We start from the raw sequence: 5,830 nt of genomic DNA on the forward strand, positions 1-5,830 counted from the left end.
AAGACTACCAACAAAGAACCGACAAAAAGATAGTCAAGGTACAAACATGATCAGCCTTACAACTGAAAGGATTATTAGGGACAAGGTAGCAAAGCCTTTGGTAGCAAATACCCAACAAACAGGTAGCAAAAAAGTGACAAAGACTAGCAAAGAAAATAATGAGCTAATTGCCACTCTAAGAAGAGAAATAGAAGATTTAAAGTCTCAACGTGACAAACAGCTTGCTACCAAAGACCGACAAATAGATCATCTAACAAAATTGGTGGATCAGCAGCAACAATTACAATTAGCAACAGTAGCAGATAACCGTCGATTAAAAGATCATGTACAAAAGCTAAGTGGGCAACTAACTCAAAAAACTAACGACAACTTGTCGACCGGAAATGATCTTTTTAACATCCAAGATAAAAAAAGCAAAATAGCTAAACAGAAGATTGTTAAATCTGGTAGTAATAAAGATGGCATACACACAAATAGATCTATTAAACGTTGGTGGAAATTCTGGTAAAAGTTAATGTAAGCCTTAAGGTTTCAACTAAAGCAATTTACGAATAATTTTATTTTTGAGGTAATAAGATATAGAATGGCACTAACTTGTCGTTTAATATTCATAAAAATCATGGGGGAGTAGCTGTGATAAAAACCAAGATAACTAGTCTTGTCATTGGGTTGATTTTGGGGGCAGGCTTAGGGTTATATGGCAATATTGATGATGATGTTATGGCTCCAAAAACTGATAGTCAAACAACTAAGACAGTAAAGCAGGCAAAATCATTAAGTCAACAGTACCAATATAAAGAAGCAAAATCAGTGTTATCGGGGCACAAAGGAACAACAGTTGATCATCTAAAAAAGAGTATTAATAAGCAACAGTCAAAGTTGGTCACGTGGGATGATCCGACAAAAATTTCACATCTTTTTTATCATTCACTAATTGTTGATCCTGGTAAAGCTTTCTCATCTAAGCAGGCACAGGGATACAAAGATTATATGGTGACCATCGACGAATTTATGCCGATGCTGAATCAGTTATATGATAATGGCTATGTATTAATTAACTTTAAAGATATCATTTCGATTGATAAACAAGGGAAGGTGACTTTCAAACCAGTCAAATTACCTGAAGGCAAGAAGCCTTTAATTATATCACAGGATGATGTTAACTATTATGAGTATATGAAGAATTCTGGATTTGCAGATAAATTAGTCGTCAATAAGCAAGGTGATGTTAAAAATCAATATACCAATAATGGTCAGAAGAAAATTGGTGATTATGACATGGTACCGATTATTGATACCTTCATCAAAAAGCATCCAGATTTCTCATACGGTGGCTCAAAGGGTGTGATTGCTGAAACGGGTTATAATGGGGCGCTAGGTTATCGTTCATCAAAGAGTCAATATGGTGATACAAAAAAGACACATCGCGAAGCTAAGAAAGCGACAAAGGTTGCTAACGCTATGAAAAAGGAAGGTTGGCAGTTTGCATCGCATTCCTGGGGTCATATAAATATGACTACGGCCAGTGTTGATGATATCAAAAAGGACACTGCACTTTGGCAAAAGGAAGTACAACCAATTGTTGGTAAAACACCAGTATTGATTTTCCCATTTGGAGCAGATATTGGCTCATTTAAAAATTATACAAATGATAATGCAAAGTACACTTATCTTAAGAGTAGCGGTTTCAGTATTTTCGATAATGTTGATGCGTCACAGACATCATGGGGTCAATTAACAAATGATTATTATCGTAATGCGCGGATAAATGTCGATGGTATTCGTTTACATGAAACAATGACTGGTGAGAACACGGTTCTAAATGACTTCTTTAATACAAAAGATTTTTATCATCGTGATAAATAATGAAGAGCGCGAGACAAAAGTCGTCAACAAAAAATTGGGTTATTTTTCAAACAGTTAGACAACACTATCACTCTTCATCAACGTAAGTTAAATTTGTTGAAAGAACAGAAAAAAGGCTTTTTACAAAATATGTTTGTATAGGGTCTATAACTAACAAATAGGCCTTTGATCATTTCTAAAGCCATTCTTCAGAACGTTATTACGATCTGAGGAATGGCTTTATTGGCTTGTGCAAGTAACATTTGCGTGACTAATGCTAGTAATTCTTGCTAGGATTGCCTTAGATCCTTGATTATGATTTAGGAGGAGTGAGATTTGAGCTTTAAAGACGATATCAAGACCTTGCGCAGGCAATCTAACTTAACCCAAGAAGCGTTAGCTCAAAAATTACATGTGACCCGTCAAACGGTCTCAACTTGGGAAACTGGCAAGAATATGCCAAGTTTAGAGACCCTGCATGCTTTGAGTCAATTGTTTAACATCTCACTCGAAAAACTTCTATTTAACGAGGAGATTGCAATGAAAAAAGATAAAGAACCCTCTTTGGCTACCCAGATAGATCATGATGTTAAGCTTAAAAGTCGTTATCGTCGTTGGACTTTTGGTTTAGGTGGCTTGATCGTACTAGCACTGGTTAGTATTGGTATTTTATGTTTGGGATATTATAAAGGTATTGGGACGATTGATCGCTTTGATCCGTTTTTATCCTATAAAGTCGGGTACACTAAATTACCTAGTGAAAAGGAAATTTCGCCTAACAATAAGGCGACCAATGGTTACTGGACCGCTTGGTTCACCGATAATACGATGGGTAATGAATGGACCAAATTAACCTTAACGACGGGGCTTAATCCTGGGGTCAAAGATCCTTATGTGATGGCGTATCATAAGGGCAGCTATGTTAAAGTTGCACGTATTGTGCCTCGCACCTACATTAATCAGACTTATGTTAGCAACCTAGCAGCGCTAGATGCCTTGTTAAATCATAAGGGAAATACAGCGACTAACAATCATGACCTTAAGAAGTATAAGACACAAATCCATATATCCGATACTGTCCAGCAATTAGTCACTGAATAAGCCGACGTTTAAGCGATTTAAATTGATAATCTAGCCATTAAAAACAATTGTCACAATTCAAAACGCTTATATTGTCAGAAATCTATCAGGTTAGCCAAGGCTACTCTGATAGATTTCTTGCGTTAAAATGGGGCTATATCAACGATGCCAGAATACCTGGCTTGTTAACTTAGACTAATCGGCTTAATTTTAGGCCCGCTGGAAATACGTGCTTGGTGTCGGGAAGTATGGGGCACATTTAGGCAATATCAATTTCTCTATTTGGGGGAATTACAAAGGCCAACTAACCAACTATCATAGTTGGAAAAACGGATAGTCATAGTTTGAGAGGAGCCATTTAATTATGAAACGCTGGAAAAAAACGTTATTTGTAATTTTAGGAATGATTATTATTCTTTTTGTTATCGTTATTATTCTTTTTGTTATCGGTGCCATCTATTTCTACTTAGGCAATTAACGGTTCTTGCATAAACCCGATTAATCGGCTGAATTGCAAGCGCAACAATTCCAGCAACAACTCGAAAAATGGGACGTAGACAATTGGGGCAACAAACTTGACTACAAAGCATTCTATCCTGAGTTGTTGACCTTCTTTCGCCAATTGAATCACGTGGAAAACTCACGCTGATAATTGCGGCGAAAGTACCCCTTTACCATGCCGGTAAAGGGTTTTTTTCGTTGTAATTAAATTGCCAATGGCACGTATCAATTGCCAGCTCCAACGAAGACAATTCGGATTAAGTAAAAGCCATCGTGTTTAATTCGTGGTTATTTTTTAATCACGAATTAAACACGAAATGAGCAATCGCAGCTATCATCAGAAAATCAAGCACTGCGCAGGCTTTACAAGGGAGTGATATCACTCTCCCTTATCCTGTTCTATCCACGACTTGTGAAACTGATTGGAATTAAATCGCAACTCGAGTAAGAACCATTCAGAGGCCTTCTAAGCCATTTTGACTTTTCAGTGACCGATTAGAGGTGGTCTTGCCGTGAGCTGTAGCGAAGGGCGTTTTTGAGCCTCTGGAAACGTTCTGCCGAGCGACAGTCGAGGCTTCTTTTGAGCCACGCAGTTGCTAAAACTAGTCATAATTTACTGGCTTGTGTTCATTTTCAACCAAAGAGAAGTGTTATGCATAAAAAATTACGAGCTTTAGCAATTACCTTTATTACAGTGGTTTGCTTATCTCTAGGAGGTATTGTAACCAATAATAATATTCCTGGGTTTGGTGACACAACAGCTTCAGCTAAAACGTTATTGTGGAAATATGGAAAAGCTTGGGTGTGGACTTCAAAAGTCGAAAGTTTAGGTAAAAAGTCAATACATAAAACGCATAGCAAAGTAAAGGTACGTACCTATCGCGTATACATTTCAAAGGGAGATCTTAAGGCAAAACATGCTTCTGGTCTAACACTTATTGGAGGTCTATCCGCAGGAAAAGCTGGTGCAATTGTGGCAGGACTTGTAGGTGATAATTTTAATTCCCCTAAACATGGTTATCGATATGATATACAATTAGTAAATTCAAAAGTGACATATTCTTGGAATTATCACAAGTGGCATTAGTTTTTTCAGGGAGATGAACATTTATGCAACTAGCTTCGCTATTCATTGTTATATTCGGTCTGCTGATTTTTGTAAACGCAACAACTTGGCCAATCAAGATTATTGGTATCGTCTGTGTCCTTGTTGGTTTGTGTCTTGATAAACGGGTTATCAAGTGGCTGAAAAAATAACGCGTATCTCGGCCGGTTTTTGGCCGAGTTTTTTTATATCAGAGCTTTCTAAAGCTTTTGACAACATGATAATTACTCCTTTTCTCAACGTTTATACTTACTGATACATATGGCATTTAACTTCTAGTTCACTAAGCTTTGTAATTTTCATTAGAAAAGTTGATGGTGCCGGAACAATTCAAACGCCAGCAACTAAATTAGCTGCTTTTATTGTGCTAGTGGTTTTCTTTATTTTTATCGTCTTGATCCAACTTGTCTTACTGCTATTTGTTAAGCCTAGAAAGTAAAACTAAATTATAGGGGTTATAAGTCCCAAATAACCCCTCAAAAACGTTGTTAAGATAGCCCCCAATATCTATAATGTAGATATTGGGGGCTATTTTAATTTATTTTTTTATAAGTGCCCCTAAACTATAGCTATTGATTCAAGATTTCATGGGAGCCAGTTGCAACCAATAACAAAATCAATTCATCATGATCTAGCTGATAAATAACAATCCAGTTGTCATAATTTTTACCATAGTTCCCATATCTGGCAGGGTGAAATTCACGATAGCCACGCCAATTTCCTTTTAATGCATGATCTTTAATCTGTTTCAAAACAAGTACATCTTGTTCAACAATTGCTTCTAAACAAGGCTTCAAGACAGTTATTGGGAAATGTTTTTTGACTAGTTTTTTTAATTCACGTTCAAAAGATTTGGTCTGTTTAATTTGCATCTAACTTATCGATCCAATCTTCAAAGTCAGTCAATGAACCAATGTTTTTGACCTGCCCTGTTTCTGCTTCTTTTTTAGCGGCTAAGGCTTCCGGAGAATCTAAAAAGCTGACTAATCGAACTTCATTATTGGCCGCTTTAACTAACGATAAGCGTATATACTCAGAAACGGTTAGCCCTTGTTTTGCTAGATTAGCTTTGGCCCGTTCACTAATGTCAGGTGTTACACGAGTTGAAATTGTCTTGTTTTTAATAATAGTATTACTCATTCTAATCCGCCTCCTTCAAGTTTACCATCGTACTACATTATAATATTCGATTTTTAGGTTTTCTGCAACTAAATTAATTTTAAAGTAAAGGAACTAACAGCTTATGCAACAAGTTGTCTTACCCATCAAAGATTCAAACGTTCTTAAAGAGGTTCAAGA

The 5,830-nt window shown here is 36.6% G+C and carries 7 protein-coding genes and 1 pseudogene; 6 read left to right on the top strand and 2 right to left on the bottom strand.

What is annotated here, in order from left to right; genetic code table 11:
- The 6 genes and pseudogenes from FD28_RS01025 to FD28_RS13000 all read left to right on the top strand — a co-directional run.
- Positions 1–508, top strand: a 508-nt coding sequence (locus FD28_RS01025) for a DUF536 domain-containing protein (RefSeq protein ID WP_057731715.1), incomplete at its 5' end; no start/stop codon positions are given.
- A 125-nt stretch (positions 509–633) separates the two neighbouring features.
- Positions 634–1,866: a polysaccharide deacetylase family protein gene (locus tag FD28_RS01030; RefSeq protein ID WP_057731718.1), complete on the top strand. Its 1,233-nt coding sequence runs from the start codon at positions 634–636 to the stop codon at positions 1,864–1,866.
- Between the two features lie 9 nt (positions 1,867–1,875).
- Positions 1,876–2,007 (top strand): annotated as a pseudogene (locus tag FD28_RS13395) (restriction endonuclease subunit S); the annotation flags it as partial.
- A 174-nt stretch (positions 2,008–2,181) separates the two neighbouring features.
- The gene (locus FD28_RS01035; protein WP_035147646.1) at positions 2,182–2,946 is read left to right on the top strand and encodes a helix-turn-helix domain-containing protein; all 765 of its coding nucleotides are present in this window, start codon (positions 2,182–2,184) and stop codon (positions 2,944–2,946) included.
- Between the two features lie 1,132 nt (positions 2,947–4,078).
- Positions 4,079–4,513, top strand: coding sequence for a hypothetical protein (locus FD28_RS01040; RefSeq protein ID WP_057731721.1), 435 nt, complete (start codon positions 4,079–4,081; stop codon positions 4,511–4,513).
- 277 nt (positions 4,514–4,790) lie between these two features.
- Complete coding sequence (locus FD28_RS13000; protein WP_082383586.1) at positions 4,791–4,970, top strand: DUF3923 family protein; 180 nt, start codon at positions 4,791–4,793, stop codon at positions 4,968–4,970.
- Positions 4,971–5,100: 130 nt separating this feature from the next.
- Here FD28_RS13000 and FD28_RS01045 read toward each other — a convergent pair whose 3' ends face one another.
- Together FD28_RS01045 and FD28_RS01050 are read right to left on the bottom strand one after the other, a co-directional pair.
- On the bottom strand, positions 5,101–5,403 hold the full coding sequence (locus FD28_RS01045) for a type II toxin-antitoxin system YafQ family toxin (protein ID WP_005917927.1): 303 nt from the start codon (positions 5,401–5,403) through the stop codon (positions 5,101–5,103).
- Positions 5,393–5,671 (bottom strand): plasmid mobilization protein, encoded by a 279-nt coding sequence (locus FD28_RS01050; protein ID WP_003625288.1) that lies wholly within the window; start codon positions 5,669–5,671, stop codon positions 5,393–5,395. Before FD28_RS01050 ends, FD28_RS01045 begins: the two co-directional genes overlap by 11 nt.
- Between the last annotated feature and the right edge of the window lie 159 nt (positions 5,672–5,830).

It is taken from the genome of Levilactobacillus hammesii DSM 16381 (assembly GCF_001434395.1).
In the GTDB taxonomy this organism is placed as follows: Bacteria; Bacillota; Bacilli; order Lactobacillales; family Lactobacillaceae; genus Levilactobacillus; species Levilactobacillus hammesii.

What these genes read in the sequence shown, in the direction of transcription:
- FD28_RS01040 (WP_057731721.1), top strand. Translation starts at nt 4,079, where the DNA reads ATGCATAAAAAATTACGAGCTTTAGCAATTACCTTTATTACAGTGGTT.
- FD28_RS01045 (WP_005917927.1), bottom strand. Translation starts at nt 5,403, where the DNA reads ATGCAAATTAAACAGACCAAATCTTTTGAACGTGAATTAAAAAAACTA.
- FD28_RS01050 (WP_003625288.1), bottom strand. Translation starts at nt 5,671, where the DNA reads ATGAGTAATACTATTATTAAAAACAAGACAATTTCAACTCGTGTAACA.